The organism is Bacillus sp. BML-BC051 (assembly GCF_019656175.1).
GTDB lineage: Bacteria > Bacillota > Bacilli > Bacillales > Bacillaceae_G > Bacillus_A > Bacillus_A mobilis.
In genome coordinates this window covers 1-222 of sequence record NZ_BPLI01000186.1, presented here as the reverse complement: position 1 = coordinate 222, position 222 = coordinate 1, and the positions used below count along the sequence as shown (strand labels likewise).

Here is a 222-nt window from a genome sequence, read left to right as displayed (position 1 = left end):
ATACGCGGAATGATTAGAGATAATTTTGAGGTCAAAAAAGGACTTAAAATAATTGATATTGATCCGAGATATGAAGAAGTAGAAAATTGTTTTACAATTAGCGATAAAGCTAGAGCAATTGGTGGGGCAGTTTTGGAAGCGATTATGATGTTAGAAAACAGGAGAGAAAAGTATGCAAAATGATGTTTTGTTAGAAATGTATAAGTCTTTGGAAGATGGATA

The 222-nt window shown here is 32.0% G+C and carries 1 protein-coding gene; it reads left to right on the top strand.

Annotated features, from left to right (window positions below; genetic code table 11):
- Window positions 1-183 (top strand): hypothetical protein (locus K5S59_RS29880; protein WP_220784138.1); only part of this gene is annotated, 183 nt, incomplete at its 5' end.
- Window positions 184-222 lie beyond the last annotated feature (39 nt).